The sequence below is a fragment of the Actinoplanes sp. NPDC051537 genome, assembly GCF_055586105.1.
Genome location: NZ_JBVJIU010000020.1, coordinates 108,233 through 123,866, shown reverse-complemented (window position 1 = coordinate 123,866; position 15,634 = coordinate 108,233). Strand labels below are relative to the sequence as shown.

The window sequence follows — 15,634 nt, the reverse complement described above, 5'->3', positions numbered from 1 at the left end:
CGAACCCGGTCACCAAGCGAAGGAGAACCACCGTGGCCGCGACACCCCTTCTGGAGCTCAGCGGAATCGACAAGAGCTTCGGGCCCGTACAGGTGCTTCATGACGTCGGCCTCAGCGTCTACCCCGGCGAGGTCACCGCGCTCGTCGGCGACAACGGCGCCGGTAAGTCGACCCTGGTCAAGTGCGTCAGTGGCATCTACACCATCGACTCGGGCACGGTCACCTTCGAGGGCAACCAGGTGGCGATCCACAGCCCGCGCGACGCTTCCGCGCTGGGTATCGAGGTCGTGTACCAGGACCTCGCCCTCTGCGACAACCTGGACATCGTCCAGAACATGTTCCTCGGCCGCGAGAAGAAGCGGGGCATCGTCCTCGACGAGCCGACCATGGAGCAGATGGCCGGCGACACGCTCGCCAGCCTCTCCGTCCGCACCGTGAAGTCGCTGCGCCAGCTCGTCGCCAGCCTGTCCGGCGGACAGCGCCAGACCGTGGCCATCGCCAAGGCGGTGCTCTGGAACAGCCGCATCGTGATCCTCGACGAGCCGACCGCCGCGCTCGGCGTCGCGCAGACCGCCCAGGTGCTGGAGCTGGTCCGCCGCCTCGCGGACAACGGTCTCGGCGTCGTGCTGATCTCGCACAACATGAACGACGTCTTCGCGGTCTCCGACCGGATCGCGGCGCTCTACCTCGGCCGGATGGCCGCCCAGGTCAAGACCACCGATGTGACTCACTCCCAGGTGGTCGAGCTGATCACCGCGGGCCGGAGCGGCAACATCGGCCTGCCGCCCGAGAAGCCCTCCGACTTCAGCGGCGACGTCGTCGACATCACGCCGGGAGGCGACCAGTGAGCACCACCACGACCACCACGGCCGGCGGCGTCAAGGTCGTCAAGCCGACCGTCGCGGGATACTTCAACGACTACATCGGCCGGGTCCGCGGCGGCGACCTCGGCAGCCTCCCCGCCGTCCTCGGCCTGGTGATCCTCTGCATCATCTTCGGCTCGGCCCGTGACACCTTCTTCAGCGCGCTGAACTTCGCGAACTTGTTCTCGCAAGGCGCCCAGTACGTCTTCATCGCCATGGGGCTGGTCTTCGTCCTGCTGCTCGGCGAGATCGACCTGTCCGCCGGCTACGCGTCCGGCGTGTGTGGCGCGGTCATGGCGATCCTGCTGACCAACCACGGCTGGAACTGGTACACGGCCATCCCGGCGGCCATGGTCACCGGCATCGTGATCGGCTTCGTGCTCGGCTTCCTGGTGTCGAAGTTCGGCATTCCGTCGTTCGTCGTCACCCTCGCCGCGTTCCTGGCCTTCCAGGGCATCCTGCTGAAGCTGCTCGGCGGCGGCAAGAACGTCTCGATCAACGACACCTTCGTGCTGAAGCTGGCCAACGGGAACATGTCGGTGGTGGTGAGCTGGGTCCTCACGATCATCGCGATCGTCGGGTACGCGGCCGTGCAGTTCAACCGGGTCCGCAGCCGCGCCGCCCGCAACCTGGTCACCGACCCGATCGGCATCGTGCTCCTGCGCGTCGGCGCCCTCGCGCTCATCCTGCTCGTGGCGACCGCGATCCTCACCCAGCAGCGCAGCATCAACCCGGTGCTGAACTCGGTGAAGGGCGTCCCGATCGTCGCGCCGATCATCGCGGTCTTCCTGATCATCTGGACCTTCGTGCTCGGGCGTACCACCTATGGCCGGCACGTCTACGCGGTCGGCGGCAACACCGAGGCGGCCCGGCGTGCCGGTATCCCGGTCGACCGGATCCGCATCTCGGTCTTCGTGATCGGCTCGTTCATGGCCTCGATCGGCGGCATCCTGGCCGTCAGCCGGGCCAACTCGGTCGACCCCAACACCGGCGGCAGCAACATCCTGCTGTACTCGGTCGGCGCGGCCGTCATCGGCGGCACCAGCCTCTTCGGCGGCAAGGGCAAGGCCATCAACGCCGTCATCGGTGGCGCGGTGATCACGGTCATCGACAACGGCATGGGCCTCATGGGCTACTCGTCCGGCACGAAGTACATCGTGACCGGTCTGATCCTGCTCGTCGCCGCCAGCGTCGACGCACTGGCCCGGCGCAGAGCGGCCTCGACCGGCAACCGATGAGGGAGATTCCGGGCTCGGGGACGGCACGCTGATGCGGGCCGGCCCCACCCAGGAGGACGTTCGCCGGCACAACCTCGGGACCCTCTTGCGGTACGTGCACGTGCACGGCGCGACCTCCCGGGCGGAACTCACGAGCCGGCTCGGACTGAACCGGAGCACCATCGGGGCCTTGACCGCCGAGCTGACCACCGCGGGACTGGTCAGCGAGGAGGCGCCGCGTGAGACCGGCCGGGCCGGGCGACCTTCGCTGGTTGTCCGGCCCGAGTCGTCCAAGGTCTACGCGTACGCGCTGAGCATCGAGGTGGATCGCCTGCGGGCGGCCCGCGTCGGGCTCGGCGGCCAGATCCTGGACCGGCGGGAGACCGACCGGCCGCGCGGGATGCAGGTGCTCGACGCGGTGCAGCCGCTCGCGGGCTTCGTCCGCGACATGCGCGCGGCGGTGCCCGACGACGCCCGCTACGTCGGCACCGGCGTGGCGGTGGCCGGCATGGTCCGGCGCGACGACGGCATGGTCCGCCTCGCGCCGACGATCGGCTGGGTCGAGGAGCCGGTGGGCGCCGCGCTGCGCTCCGAGCTCGGCGACGCCGGCAAGCTGACCGTCGGCAACCACGCCGATGTGTCGGCGCTGGTCGAGTACGCCCGGGGCGCCGCGGTCGGTTGCGACAACGTTGTCTACCTCTACGGCGACGTGGGCGTCGGCGCCGGCATCATCGCCGACGGCCGGCGGGTGGCCGGGCACGGTGGGTACGGCGGCGAGGTCGGGCACATGGTGGTCAACCCGTACGGCCGGGAGTGCAGTTGTGGCTCGCGCGGGTGCTGGGAGACCGAGATCGGCGAGTATGCCCTGCTCAAGCACGCCGGCCGGGCCGAGAAGACGGGCCGCGAGGCGGTGCTCGACGTGGTCGACGCGGCCGTGCGCGGCGACAGCCAGGCCCAGTTCGCCGTGCGCCAGGTCGGCGAGTGGATCGGCTTCGGCGTCGGGAATCTGGTCAACATCTTCAATCCGGAGGCCGTGATATTCGGCGGCACCCTCCGAGACGTCTACCTCGTCGCGGCCGCGCAGATCCGCAGCCGCCTGAACGCGATAGCGCTGCCGGCCTGCCGCGAGCACATCCGCTTGCGCACGCCCGAGCTCGGGTACGACGCGGCCCTGATCGGTGCGGCCGAGCTGGCCTTCGAACACCTCCTCGAAGACCCCGTCGGCTGAGCGCTTTGGATTGCCGTGCGGCCTGTGGATTGCGGCCGGGAATTGTCGTAGGCGGGTCGTATTCTCACCCCACCCAGTAACGGGTGGGGTTCTGTAGGCACTTCTTATGAAATGGTGACGAGCGGCTCCGGCGTTCGTCGAACGGCCCGCCCGCGGAGCACGATGAGGGTGTGAATCTTTCGGTGCGCGCCGGGCTCTCCGGCGTGGCGGCCGCCGGCGCGGCCGTGGGCGTCGCCGAGGTGGTGGCGGTCTGGACCGGGCCTCTGTCGGCGCCGTTGCTGGCGGTCGGCGGCGTGGTGGTCGACAACGTGCCGCCGGCGGTGAAGGACTTCGGCGTCCAGGTCTTCGGCGTGCATGACAAGACTGCGCTGATCACGGGGACGGCGATCTTGCTCGCGGCGTACGCGTTCGGGGTCGGCGTGGTGGCGGTGCGGCGGTGGTGGCTCGGGCTGATCGGGATCGGGCTGTTCGCGGTGATCGGGGTGGCCGCCGCGCTCACCCGGCACGACGCCGGCCCCCTGGCGGCGCTGCCGTCGCTGGTCGGGGCGGGTGTCGCGGTCTGGGTGTTGCACTATCTGCTGGAACTGGCCGACGCCGAGATCGCGGTGACGGATCGGCTGGTCGCCCTACTCTCCCCCACCCCGGCACTGGGTGGGGTGACGTTACGACCCGGGTACGACAATTCCGACCCGGGCATCCACAGCCCGGCGACGAGTGCGGCCGGCGGCGGCCTTGCGCGCGGACCCGAGCCCGGCCTCGAGCCCGGCCCGCGGCGCGGCCCTGAGCCCAGCCCGTGGCGCGGCCCTGAGCCCGGCCCGTGGCGCGGCCCTGAGCCCGGCCCGCGGCGCGGCCCTGAGCCCGGCCCGCGGCGCGGCCCTGAGCCCGGCCCGTGGGGCGGCCCAGAGCCCGAGCCGGCGCCCGAGCCAGCGCCCGACCCGACGCCCGGCCCCGATCCGGCCGGGCCGCCCGCCCCCGAGCCGGGCAGCGATGGAAATGACGACCACGGGAGCCGCACCGACTCGTACGCGCTGATGAATGCGGAAAGCCGGCGCCGCTTTCTCCGGGCTTTGGGGATCACGGCCGGCGTCGCACTCGTTTCCGGGGTCGGCGGGCGGCTGCTCACCTCGCGCAAGGCGGTCACCAAGGCCCGCAGCGCGGTCGTGCTCCCGGCGCCGCGGCAGACCGCGCCGCCGCTGCCGAGTGGGGTGCAGGCGCCGGGGGCGACGCCCTACATCTCGTCCAACAAGGACTTCTACCGGATCGACACCTCGCTGTACCCGCCGCAGGTCGACCCGGCCACGTGGCAGTTGCGGATCCACGGGATGGTGCGCAACCCGATCACGATCACCTGGGAGCAGCTGCTGCAGCGGCCGATGATCGAGCGGTACGTCACGCTGACCTGCGTCTCCAACGAGGTGGGCGGCGACCTTATCGGGAACGCGCTCTGGCTCGGTACGCCGATCAAGGAGCTGCTCGACGAGGCCGACCCGCTGCCGGGGGCCGATCAGGTCGTGCAGCGCTCGGTGGACGGGTGGACCTGCGGCAGCCCGACGGCGACGCTGCGGGACGGGCGGGACGCGCTGCTCGCGGTGGGGATGAACGGCGTGCCGTTGCCGGTCGACCACGGTTTTCCGGTGCGGATGGTGGTGCCGGGCCTGTACGGGTACGTCAGCGCCTGCAAGTGGATCACCGAGATCGAGCTGTCCCGGTTCGAGGACTTCGACGCGTACTGGGTGCCGCGCGGGTGGTCGCAGCAGGCCCCGATCAAGACCGAGTCGCGGATCGACACGCCTCGCGACGGCGCGCAGCGGGACCCGGGGACCGTCGTGATCGCCGGCGTCGCGTGGGCGCAGCACCGGGGGATCGGGCGGGTCGAGGTGCAGGTGGACTGCGCGCCGTGGGCCGAGGCGACGCTGGCCTCGACGGTCTCGAGCGACACCTGGCGGCAGTGGAGCTACCGCTGGGAGGCGACGGCGGGCAAGCACACGATCCGGGTGCGGGCAACCGACGGATCCGGGCAGACACAGACGAGCACCCCGGCGCCGCCGGCTCCGAACGGGGCCTCGGGATGGCATTCCGTGCAGGTCACCGTGGGCTGAGTGCCATTGGTTGAAGGACGTACAAAGGGTCCGACTCCGTCGCGCAAGTCGCTCATACGGTGGCTTGCATGTCCACCGATGCGGTTGTTGAAGAACCGTCGAACAACGCGTCCCGGCCCCCATCAGGGGACCGGGTCGTCGGGGTGCTGCCTCGTGCCAAGCGGTCTCAGGCCGCCGGCGCTTGTCGCTGTGCCGGTACGGCCGACTTGTGGGGCCGGCCGAGGCGAGCCTCGAGCCGAGCAAGGTCGACACGTCCGTGATGCCGATCGGCGAGGTCCTCCCAGCCGACCGCGAGCAGCCGCAGCCGCTCCGCTTCGCTGAAACCTCCCCAGACCCCGTACGGCTCTCGCACCGCGAGGGCGTGGGCGGCGCACTCGGCTCGCACCGGGCACGCGCCGCACATGGACTTGGCCTTGGCCTCCCGGCGGTTGCGGGACGAACCGCGCTCGCCGTCCGGGTGGAAGAACTGCGCGCTGTCCCGACCACGGCAGAGGCCGAGTCGCTGCCAGTCCCACAGGTCGGCGATGGGCCCGGGCAGTCTGCGAACGTTCGACATCCAACACCCTCCTCGGTAATGAGGGGCCTTGCTCAGGCCTGCCGCGGTGTTACCCCGGTGATCCCCGGCTCACACCCGCATCTTCGATGTCTTCACGAGCCGCATGACATCGACCAAGCAACTGATACTGATCTTTCCCATTTTTTCCATCTAAAGCGCGTAATGCTGCGGCCCTCGCGTGATCTCCTCTGAGAGAGAAGGAGGATCACTGTGCGTACCGTCCTCGTGTGCGTCCGTACCCCGCTGGCGGCCCAGACCGTCGCGTCCACCGCGGCCCGGCTCGGCATGACCGGCGTCGTCCGGACCGCGGTCAGCGAGACTGAGGCCATGATCCGGCTGGCTGAACGGCCGGCCGAAGTGGTCCTCGCCGACACCGCCGTGACCCGTCCCGACAGCGTCGGATTCACCCGGCGCGTACTCGCCCGCGCCCCGCAGGCACAGTTGGTGCTCTTCGGCGCCGAAGACCCGCGGGTCGCCGCGGCGGCCGTCGCGGCCGGCGCCCGTGGGGTCATCCGTGGCGTCGAGCACGATCTGGTCAGCGTCGTCGCCAAGGCGCTGCTGCTTCTCCTGCTGCCGGTCCGGCCGCAGGGCATGCCGATCAACGGAACGAACGCGCAGCCGGCGGGGGTCGCCGGCGGCGCGCGCAACAACAACTCACCGGCGGCTCGCGCCGCCTATCAGAACGGCATCGGCATCGGCTCGCCGAACGCCGCGGCGGTGCCGGCCATGCTGCCGAACTCGCCGATGGTGCCGGCCCAGCGTGGCGACGCGCCGATCGACCCGGCCACCGGCCGGCCGATGGTGGCGTGGCCGGGCAACGAGACCCAGGTCGGGGTGGCCGACCCGGCTCCGGCCGGGCGGCGGCTCACGCTCACCGAGCGCGAGCTCCAGGTGCTGCGCGGGATGGCCGACGGCAAGAGCAACGCGGAGATCGGCCGCGAGCTCTTCGTCTCGGAGGACACCGTGAAGACCCACGCCCGGCGGCTCTTCCGCAAGCTGGGCGCCCGCGACCGGGCACACGCGGTGGCGGCGGGCTTCCGGGCCGGTCTGGTCGCTTAACAACGCACGGGGGACCGGCGACTATTCGTCGTCGGTCCCTTCCGTCAGTGTGTCGTGCACGCCGTCGGCGTAGCCCCGCGCGTACTCCCAGGTCACGTAGTGATCGGGGTCGGGGTCGAAGGCCGGCTCGTGCACGCGCGGACGGCCGCTCGACAACAGGTGGCGCAGGTTGCCGCGAAGCAGATCCCAGTCGAAGTAGTGCGGCTCGTGGCAGTCCTCGCACTCGATGACCAGTCCCCGGATGCCCGTCGGGCTCAGCAGCGCCTGGTAGATCTCCAGGTCGGAGAGGTCCTCGAGGACATCCTGCCGCTCGGCCTCGGTCAGCGGCTCGGTCTCCTCGTCGTCGCCGAGGTCGTCGAGCCCGGCTGCGGGGTCGGTCGGGTCGCCGTTGAAGGGGTCGATGGGCTCATCCTGCACCCCCTTACCGTACTCACCTCTCATCGGATGTGTGGTGGCGCGCACGTCCTGTCCGTCCACGAGAGCGCACCGGCCGGATGGGTACGATGAACCATCCGTCTTCCGGCAGTTAAGGATGCTCCGTGGAAAGCGACTCGGCCCGTACGGTCCCGCTCGGTCTGACCTTCGACGACGTGCTGCTCCAGCCCGGCGAATCGGACATCGTGCCGAGCCGGGTCAACACCAACACCCGCCTGACGCGAAACATCGGCCTGACGATCCCCGTGCTGTCGGCCGCCATGGACACGGTGACCGAGGCCCGCATGGCGATCGCGATGGCCCGCGAGGGTGGCATCGGCGTCCTGCACCGCAATCTCTCCGCCGAGGACCAGGCGGCCCAGGTCGACCTCGTGAAGCGCTCCGAGTCCGGCATGATCACCAACCCGATCACCTGCAGCCCCGACGACACGCTGCGTGAGGTCGACGCCCTCTGCGCGCGTTACCGCATCTCCGGCGTCCCGGTCGTGGACGGCGACGGCACGCTGGTCGGCATCGTGACCAATCGCGACATGCGCTTCGTCACCGACCACGGCGTCAAGGTGCGCGAGGTGATGACCAAGTCGCCGCTGTTCACCGCGCCCGTCGGGGTCAGCAAGGACGACGCGCTCGCCCTGCTCCAGCGGCACAAGGTGGAGAAGCTTCCGCTGGTCGACGAGAGCGGCCGGCTCCGCGGCCTGATCACGGTCAAGGACTTCACCAAGTCCGAGCAGTACCCGCTGGCCACCAAGGACGATCAGGGCCGGCTGCGGGTCGCGGCCGCGATCGGCGTCGGCGACGAGTCCTACAAGCGGGCCCGCGGCCTGATCGAGGCCGGCGTCGACGTGATCATCGTGGACACCTCGCACGGTCACCAGCGCCAGGTGCTCGACATGATCGCCCGCCTCAAGCGCGAGACAAAGACCGACATCGTCGGCGGCAACGTGGCGACCTTCGCGGGCGCCAAAGCCATGGTCGAGGCCGGCGCCGACGCGGTGAAGGTCGGCGTGGGACCGGGCGCCATCTGCACCACGCGCATCGTCGCCGGTGTCGGCGTCCCGCAGATCACCGCCGTGATGGAGGCGGCCCGCGCCTGTCGCGCGGCCGGCGTCCCGGTGATCGCCGACGGCGGCATCCAGTACTCGGGCGACATCGCCAAGGCGATCGTGGCCGGCGCCGAGACCGTCATGCTGGGCGGCCTGCTGGCCGGCTCCGAGGAGAGCCCCGGCGACCTGATCTTCGTGAACGGCAAGCAGTACAAGTCGTACCGGGGGATGGGCTCGCTCGGCGCCATGCAGACGCGCGGCCAGGCGAAGTCGTACTCGAAGGACCGCTACTTCCAGCATGATGTGCCGGAGGAGAAGCTCGTGCCCGAGGGCGTCGAGGGCCAGGTGCCCTACCGCGGCCCGCTGTCGCGTGTGGTCGCTCAGCTGGTCGGCGGCCTGCGGCTGGCGATGGGGTACTCGGGCGCCGAGACCATCACCGACTTGCAGGAGCGCGGGCAGCTCATCAGGATTACCGCGGCCGGTCTCAAGGAGAGCCACCCGCACGACATCCAGATGACGGTCGAGGCTCCGAACTACCACTCCCGATAACAGAGGGCTGAAGAAAATGCGTGACGTCGTGGAGATCGGACTCGGTAAGACCGCCCAGCGCGGTTACCACCTGGACGACATCGCCATCGTCCCGAGCCGGCGCACCCGCGACGTGGACGACGTGTCCACCGAGTGGCGCGTCGACGCGTACCCGTTCAAGATCCCGTGCGTCGCGCATCCGTCCGACGCCACCATGAGCCCGGAATCGGCGATCGCCCTGGGCCGCCTCGGCGGCCTGGGCGTGCTCAACGCCGAGGGTCTCTGGACGCGGTACGAGGATCCCTCCAAGATCCTGGAGGAGCTGGCGTCGCTGGACGAGGACGCCGACGCCACGAAGCGCCTCCAGGAGGTCTACGCCGAGCCGATCCGGCCCGATCTGATCGCCGAGCGGGTGCGGACGATGCGGGACGGCGGCATCACCGTCGCCGTCCGGGTGTCGCCGCAGCACACGCTCGCGCTCGCCCCGGTCGTGCTCGACGCCGGCGTCGACCTGCTGGTCATCCAGGGCACGCTGGTCAGCGCCGAGCACGTCTCGACGACGGACGAGCCGCTGAACCTCAAGGAATTCATCGCCGACCTCGACCTGCCGGTGATCGTCGGTGGCTGCACCGACTACAAGACGGCCCTGCACCTCATGCGCACCGGCGCGGCCGGCGTGATCGTGGGCGTGGGCGCCGACGAGTGGTCGACCAGCGACACCGTCCTCGGCATCCGGGTGCCGATGGCGACCGCGATCGCCGACGCCGCGGCCGCCCGCCGCGACTACCTGGACGAGACCGGCGGGCGCTACGTCCACCTGATCGCCGACGGGGGAATCAGCACATCGGGTGACATCGCGAAGGCGATCGGCTGCGGCGCCGACGCGGTCATGCTCGGCGAGCCGCTGTCGCTGGCCGAGGGCGCCCCGGCCGGCGGCGCGTGGTGGCACTCGTCGGCCAGCCACCCGTCGCTGCCCCGCGGCGGCTTCTGCATCGCCGGCGAGCCCGACGGCACGCTGGAGGAGCTGCTGTTCGGCCCGGCCAACCGGGCCGACGGCCAGCTCAACCTCTTCGGCGGGCTCCGGCGCGCGATGGCCAAGTGCGGCTACCGCGACGTCAAGGAGTTCCAGAAGGTCGCGCTGGTTCTCGACAAGTAAATGCGGCGAGCGGGAACTCTCCTCCTGGCGCTGTTGCTGGGCGCGTGCTCGACGGGGTCGCAAGCCAAACCGAGCTACGACTTCCGTCCCGGCGCGCCCGGCGCCGGCGACCCCTACTTCCCGACATACGGCAACGGCGGCTACGACGTCGCGGGATATGACCTCGACGTCCGATATGAGCCGAAAAAAGGGGATCTAAAGGGTAAGGCGACGATCACCGCGACCGCTACGCAGGATTTGTCGCAATTCGACCTGGACCTCGCGCATCTGACCGCCACGACCGTGACCGTGGACGGCGCACCGGCCACCGCGAAGGCCAGCGGCAACGAATTGGTGATCACCCCGGCAAAGGGGCTGCCCAAGGGCAAGGCGTTCACCGTCGTCGTCGACTACGGCGGAAGACCGGGGCAACTCCCGAACAAGACGCTCGGCGACGGCGGCTGGCTGCGCACCACCGACGGCGCGATCGCCCTCGGCCAGCCCGAGTCCGCGAGCACCTGGTTCCCGGTCAATGACCACCCGTCCGACAAGGCGACCTTCAAGCTGGCGATGACCGTCCCGGACGGGCTGACCGCGCTGAGCATCGGCGTTCCCGGCGAGAAGACCAGCGCCGGCGGCTGGACGACCTGGCGGTGGACCGAGAGCTCCCCGCTGGCCAGCTATCTGTCGACCGTGATCATCGGCAAGTACCGGGTGGAGACGAGCACGCACGACGGCAAACCGATGATCAACGCGGTGCCGGAGTCGATGCCGGCCGACGGCCCGGCGGCCAAGTCGGTGGCGCGCACCGGCGAGATCGCCGACTTCCTGGCCACCAAGTTCGGACCGTACCCGTTCGACGCGTACGGCGGCATCGTGGTCGACGACAACCGCATCCACTACGCGCTGGAGACCCAGTCGCGGCCCAGCTACGGCCGGGGGTTCTTCACCGAGGAGAACCCGGTGGTGATCGCGCACGAGCTCGCCCACCAGTGGTTCGGCGACAGCGTCGCGCTCGAGCGCTGGCAGGACATCTGGCTCAACGAGGGCTTCGCCACCTACGCCGAGTGGCTGTGGCAGGAGCACGACGGCGGCATTCCGGTCTCCAAGAGCTTCAGCGACATGTACGACGGCTACGACTGGTCGCAGGCGCCCGGCGACCCCGGCGTGGCCCACCTGTTCGGCAGCGCCGTCTACGACCGCGGCGGCATGACCGTCTACGCGCTGCGCAAGACCATCGGCGACGACGCCTTCGACCGGCTGCTCACCACCTGGACCAGCGAGTACCGCGACCGCAACGCCACCACCCAGGACATGATCGACCTGGCCGAGAAGATCTCCGGACAGAAGCTCGACGCGTTCTTCCAGGCCTGGCTGTACGGGACCAAGGCGCCGCCGAAGCCCTGATCACTTGTTGACGAGTGCCGGGTGCTTCGCCAGGTAGGACGCGATCTGCCGGTGGGCGACCGCGGTCAGGAAGCCCTTGCCCTCGGGCTTCAGCTGCTCGCCGAGGTAGCCGCCGCCGCTGCCCACGCCACTGCCCGGCAGCCCGACCAGCGTGATGCCGGCCGGCTCGAGGTCGCGCAACGCGTACGCGTACTCGAGAGGTGTTCGTCCCCCGACGTAGACCAGTGACTTGCCGAGCGCCGTGATCACGCCCTGGAGCTTGTCGGGATCGGCAGCGAGGCCCTGGTCCATCGCCTTGCCGAGGATCGCCCGGACGAGCTGCCGCTGGTGACGCGTGCGGTCGTAGTCGCCGTCGGACAGCCCGTACCGCTGCCGCGCGTAGTCGATCGCCTGCCACCCGATGAAGTGCCGTTTGCCCGGCAGGTAGGTCGCCTGTGGCCCGGAGTAGTCGCCGCCGCCCGGCACCAGCGTCCGGAACGTCCCGTCCGGCCGGCGGTGGTGCGACTTCACCTTCTCGTCGACCACCATGTCGATGCCGCCGAGCTTGTTGACCAGCGCCTCGAGCCCGCCGAAGTTGAGGATCGCCCCGGCCTGGAAATCCTTGATCCCGGTGTACGCGGTGAGCGTCTTCAGCAGCAGCTGGTACCCCTGCTCGACGCTGTGCTTCTTGGTCCCCGGGATCGCCGAGCCCCGGCTCATCGCCTCGGTCAGCTTGAACGTCCCGCCGCCGAACCCGGCCTTCGCGAACGCTGGCATCTTGACCCGCAGGTCGCGCGGCAGCGAGTAGAGGTATGCCTTCTTCAGCCCGGGCTCGACGTGCAACAGCATGATCGTGTCGGAGTGCGGCTCCCAGTCCGGAATGGTCACCCGGGTGTCGACGCCGAGCAGCACCAGATCGAGCGGCCCGGTGATGTCGGCGCCCGGGGAGGGCGGGGGCGTGGTCGGCGCGGGCGTCGCCTCGGACGGCGACGCGGGGGCTGACGACGGAGCGGCGACCGGTGCAACCGGATGCGACTTGCGACTGACCGCGAAAGCGATCCCGCCGCCGCCGACCAGCACCACCACGATCGCGCCGACGATCGACCAGAACAGCTTCCGATTCCGCACAGCGGAACAGTAGAGGACGCTTTCCACCTGCTCAATGGCCCAAGATCCCGAAACGTGAAACAGCTATGGGACGGCACCGTATCGACCCGTACGCTGTCGCCCGCCATCCACGGGGAGAAGCGGGGCATAGATGCAGCTCACACCACGACGAATCGCCACGGCCGGCGTGGCGGCGGCCGCGGTCGTCGCCGGTCTGGCCGGGGCGCAGCCGAGCGCCCAGGCGGACGTGAAGACCACGCCGCCGGTGCACCTGGTCGTCGGTTACAAGAACGGCAACACCTTGGGGGCGGCGGTGGCCCGGAGGATGTCCGCGCTCGGCGTCACCCGGCGCGAGATCGGCGCGCTCCACGCGACCACCGTCGTGGTCCCGGCCGCGCAGAGCAACTCGCTGATCGCCTCGCTCCGGGCCGACCCCAATGTCTCGTACGTCGAGGTCGACCACGTGCGCAAGGCGTACGACTCGTTCCCCGACGACCCGATGTGGGTCGAGAACCTCCAGCCCGAGCTGAAGGAGGTCAACCTCCCGAGCGCCTGGCACAGCACCACGGGTTCGGCCGTGAAGATCGCGGTCATCGACACCGGCGTCACGCCCGTGGGCGACCTGACCGGCGCCGTGACGGCCGGCTACGACTTCGTCAACAACGACGCGAACCCGGCCGACGACGCCGGCCACGGCACCACCGTGGCGTCGTTGATCGCGGCTCGCGGCAACAACGGCAAGGGCATGGCCGGCGTCTGCTGGTCCTGCCAGATCCTGCCGGTCAAGGTGCTCAACAGCGCCGGCTCCGGTTCGGACAGCACGGTCGCCACCGGCATCACCTGGGCCGTCCGTCAGGGCGCGAAGATCATCAACATGTCGCTCGGCGGCCCCGACTACAGCCAGGTCCTGGCCGACGCGGTCGCCTACGCCAACCAGAACGGCGTGCTGGTGGTCGCGGCGGCCGGCAACGAGAACAGCTCGGCCCACTCGTACCCGGCCGCGCTGCCGGACGTGCTCGCCGTGGGCGCGACCACCCGGTGTCCGAACTTCAACGCCGACCCGACCTGCACCGCGCACACCACCGAGCGGGCGTCGTTCTCGAACTTCAACTCGACGAACAGCAAATGGGTCGACGTGGCCGCGCCGGGCATCGTCGCGGGCATGGACAACAACGGGAACTACAGCACCGGCGAGGCCGGCACGTCGTTCTCGTCGCCGATCGTGGCCGGCATCGCGGGCCTCGTGCTGACCATGCACCCGACGTACCGGAACTGGTCGCTCGAGTACGCGATCGAGGCGAGCAGCGCGAAGATCGGGACCTGGGTCACGTACGGCAAGGTCGACGCGAGCAAGGCGCTGTGGGTGGACGCCGACCGCCATGGCCGGTCCGGTGGCGTGGGGCGGGGCACAACGGGCCGGTGAAGCTCCGGCTCGAGATCGTGTGCCACCGTTAGGGGCAACCCGATCGCACCCGGGATCGACCGGAACGGTCAGACCGCGAACCGAACGTGAGAGAGCCGGCCGATCATGGCCGGCTCTCTTCGTTTCCGGGGGTTGGGCATGCGACGGATCTTGGCGGGTCTCCTGGTGGCCGGCGCGCTGGCGGTTCCCGCGGCGCACGCCGCCCCGGCCCAGGCCGCGCTCCGGCCCACCGACCCCGGCTACGCCCGCGAGTGGGGCGTCATGCGCACCCGGGTCAACGAGGCCTGGTCGGCGACGAAGGGCAGCTCCCGGGTCACGATCGCGATCGTCGACACCGGCGTGAGCACGCTGCCCGACCTGGCCGGCCGCCTGCTCCCCGGGCGCGACTTCGTGAACCACGACGACGACCCGAGCGACGACAACGGCCACGGCACGATGGCGGCCGGCGTCGCGGCGGCCTCCGGCTACAACGGCATCGGCATCGCCGGCGTCTGCTGGAACTGCAAGATCCTGCCGGTCAAGGTGCTCGACGCGAAGGGCGGCGGCAACTACGCCGACATCGCCGACGGCATCCGGTACGCGGCCGACCAGGGCGCCACGATCATCAGCCTCTCGCTCGGCGGCAACGACGACAGCCCGCTGCTGCGCGACGCCGTGACCTACGCCGACGACAAGGGCGCGCTGGTCGTCGCGGCGGCCGGCAACCAGGGCTCGTCGCAGCCGCACTACCCGGCGGCGATCCCGTCGGTGCTCTCGGTCGGCGGCGTGGACGAGCACGACGCCCGCTACTCGTGGTCCAACTACGGCCCGAGCTGGGTCGACGTGACGGCGCCCGGCTGCAACCCGGCCCAGCAGCGCAACGGCGTGATCGGCGAATACTGCGGCACCTCCTCGGCGACGCCGTTCGTGGCCGGGGTCGCGGGCCTGCTCGCCTCGACCGACCCGGCGCCCGCGGCCGCCGACATCCGCAACGCGCTGACCGGCGGCCGGGTGGACGCGCTGAAGGCTCTGGCGGCGTTGCCCTACGCGGGCGACACGGTGCGTCCGGCGCTCGCGCTCGGCACGACGCCGACGCTGGCCCGGGGCGTGGTCACGGTGGGTGCGGCAGCCTCCGACCAGCATGGGGTTTCCCGCGTCCAGCTGTACGCCGGGGGCCGCCTCGTGGCGACCGACACCACCTCGCCCTACTCCTTCCGGTGGGCGACTTCCCCGCGTACGGGATCGGTCGCCCTTGAATTGCGCGCTTTTGACCGTGCCGGAAATGTCACGGTGGTCCGCCGCTACGTCCGAACCGACAACACCGCGCCGACCATGAAGGTCTACCCGCGGGCCCGGTTCGTCACGGTTCGCGCGTCGGACGCCTCCGGCATCGCGCGCGTCGAGCTCGTGGTCAACGGCAAGGTCATTTCCCGGTACGCCGGATACCTGCACGGCTTCGCGATCCCGGCCCGGGCCAAGTCCGTCGTGGTCCGCGCCTACGACCGGGCCGGCAACCTCCGAGCCGCCGCCGTCCGCCGCTGACGCTGCCCCGGCTCTGCTTACTCATACGCGCGCG

Annotated in this window: 13 protein-coding genes; 10 read left to right on the top strand and 3 right to left on the bottom strand. The window is 70.4% G+C overall.

Annotated elements, in window-relative coordinates:
- Positions 1–32: 32 nt before the first annotated feature.
- The 4 genes from ACZ6TB_RS39030 to ACZ6TB_RS39015 all read left to right on the top strand — a co-directional run bounded on the left by ACZ6TB_RS39030 (position 33) and on the right by ACZ6TB_RS39015 (position 5,407).
- On the top strand, positions 33–848 hold the full coding sequence (locus ACZ6TB_RS39030; protein ID WP_465563669.1) for an ATP-binding cassette domain-containing protein: 816 nt from the start codon (positions 33–35) through the stop codon (positions 846–848).
- Positions 845–2,101 (top strand): sugar ABC transporter permease, encoded by a 1,257-nt coding sequence (locus tag ACZ6TB_RS39025; RefSeq protein ID WP_465563667.1) that lies wholly within the window; start codon positions 845–847, stop codon positions 2,099–2,101. The genes ACZ6TB_RS39030 and ACZ6TB_RS39025 overlap by 4 nt, the downstream gene beginning before the upstream one ends.
- 31 nt (positions 2,102–2,132) lie before the next feature.
- Complete coding sequence (locus ACZ6TB_RS39020) at positions 2,133–3,308, top strand: ROK family transcriptional regulator (protein ID WP_465563664.1); 1,176 nt, start codon at positions 2,133–2,135, stop codon at positions 3,306–3,308.
- 170 nt (positions 3,309–3,478) lie between these two features.
- Entirely contained in the window at positions 3,479–5,407 is a 1,929-nt protein-coding gene (locus ACZ6TB_RS39015; RefSeq protein ID WP_465563662.1) for a molybdopterin-dependent oxidoreductase, read from the top strand.
- 166 nt (positions 5,408–5,573) lie between these two features.
- Here the strand turns inward: ACZ6TB_RS39015 and ACZ6TB_RS39010 are convergent, their stop codons facing one another.
- Complete coding sequence (locus ACZ6TB_RS39010) at positions 5,574–5,963, bottom strand: WhiB family transcriptional regulator (protein ID WP_203782312.1); 390 nt, start codon at positions 5,961–5,963, stop codon at positions 5,574–5,576.
- 210 nt (positions 5,964–6,173) lie between these two features.
- Here ACZ6TB_RS39010 and ACZ6TB_RS39005 point away from each other — a divergent pair, with 210 nt between their 5' ends.
- Positions 6,174–7,022, top strand: coding sequence for a response regulator transcription factor (locus tag ACZ6TB_RS39005; RefSeq protein WP_465563659.1), 849 nt, complete (start codon positions 6,174–6,176; stop codon positions 7,020–7,022).
- Positions 7,023–7,043: 21 nt separating this feature from the next.
- Here the strand turns inward: ACZ6TB_RS39005 and ACZ6TB_RS39000 are convergent, their stop codons facing one another.
- The gene (locus tag ACZ6TB_RS39000) at positions 7,044–7,439 is read right to left on the bottom strand and encodes a DUF5319 domain-containing protein (RefSeq protein ID WP_465563656.1); all 396 of its coding nucleotides are present in this window, start codon (positions 7,437–7,439) and stop codon (positions 7,044–7,046) included.
- A 122-nt stretch (positions 7,440–7,561) separates the two neighbouring features.
- On the opposite strand from ACZ6TB_RS39000, the gene guaB reads away from it, so the two are divergent.
- The 3 genes from guaB to ACZ6TB_RS38985 are packed head-to-tail and all read left to right on the top strand — an operon-like array spanning position 7,562 to position 11,570.
- Entirely contained in the window at positions 7,562–9,049 is a 1,488-nt protein-coding gene (gene guaB / locus ACZ6TB_RS38995; RefSeq protein ID WP_465563653.1) for an IMP dehydrogenase, read from the top strand.
- Positions 9,050–9,065: 16 nt separating this feature from the next.
- Complete coding sequence (locus ACZ6TB_RS38990) at positions 9,066–10,184, top strand: GuaB3 family IMP dehydrogenase-related protein (RefSeq protein ID WP_465563650.1); 1,119 nt, start codon at positions 9,066–9,068, stop codon at positions 10,182–10,184.
- The gene (locus ACZ6TB_RS38985) at positions 10,185–11,570 is read left to right on the top strand and encodes a M1 family metallopeptidase (protein ID WP_465563647.1); all 1,386 of its coding nucleotides are present in this window, start codon (positions 10,185–10,187) and stop codon (positions 11,568–11,570) included.
- On the opposite strand, the gene ACZ6TB_RS38980 is transcribed toward ACZ6TB_RS38985, so the two are convergent.
- Positions 11,571–12,677, bottom strand: coding sequence for an LCP family protein (locus ACZ6TB_RS38980; protein WP_465563645.1), 1,107 nt, complete (start codon positions 12,675–12,677; stop codon positions 11,571–11,573).
- A gap of 130 nt (positions 12,678–12,807) precedes the next feature.
- Here ACZ6TB_RS38980 and ACZ6TB_RS38975 point away from each other — a divergent pair, with 130 nt between their 5' ends.
- Together ACZ6TB_RS38975 and ACZ6TB_RS38970 are read left to right on the top strand one after the other, a co-directional pair.
- Positions 12,808–14,079, top strand: a complete 1,272-nt coding sequence (locus ACZ6TB_RS38975) for a S8 family serine peptidase (protein WP_465563642.1) — start codon at positions 12,808–12,810, stop codon at positions 14,077–14,079.
- A 138-nt stretch (positions 14,080–14,217) separates the two neighbouring features.
- Positions 14,218–15,600 (top strand): S8 family serine peptidase, encoded by a 1,383-nt coding sequence (locus tag ACZ6TB_RS38970; protein ID WP_465563639.1) that lies wholly within the window; start codon positions 14,218–14,220, stop codon positions 15,598–15,600.
- The last annotated feature ends 34 nt before the right edge of the window (positions 15,601–15,634 follow it).